Source organism: Oleiphilus sp. HI0066 (genome assembly GCF_001635725.1).
In genome coordinates, this window is record NZ_LWFH01000500.1 from 1 (window position 1) to 612 (window position 612).

General features: G+C 45.7%; 1 protein-coding gene. It reads right to left on the reverse strand.

Annotated features, from left to right (window positions below):
- Positions 1–9 precede the first annotated feature (9 nt).
- Positions 10–612 (reverse strand): 4-hydroxy-tetrahydrodipicolinate synthase (dapA, locus tag A3738_RS06990; RefSeq protein WP_068763467.1); only part of this gene is annotated, 603 nt, incomplete at its 5' end.

Genomic DNA, 612 nt, shown 5'->3' on the forward strand with positions numbered 1-612 from the left:
CCATAAAAACTACAATAAGCCTGCGCTATCTAATTCAGCTTTCAACNCTGGCTGCTTGGACTCATCAAGAACCGTTAGCGGGAGTCGTATGCCTGTTTCAGCTAAGCCCATCAAATGCAACGCATACTTCACGGGAATTGGGTTAGATTCAACAAACATCACATCGTGCAAAGACATCAAGCTATCATTCATTGCCTTGACTTGTTCTGCCTCGCCGTTTGCTGCTGCAACACATAGTTCGTGCATTTTCTTTGGCGCAATATTCGCGGTAACAGAAATGTTGCCTTGACCACCGTTCAGAATTAGCTCATAAGCAGTTGGATCATCACCAGAATAAACTGCGAAACCTTCAGGCACGGACTTGATCAGTTCGATCCCTCTCGCCACGTCACCTGTCGCATCTTTGATACCAATAATGTTTTCGACACTAGATAAACGAACCACAGTTTCGTTTGCCATATCGACAGCCGTACGACCCGGAACGTTGTATAAAATTTGAGGGATATCCACTGCTTCTGCGATCGCCTTAAAATGCTGATACAAACCTTCTTGCGTTGGCTTGTTGTAGTAAGGCGTAACAGAGAGACAAGCGTCAGCGCCAACTTGCTTAGC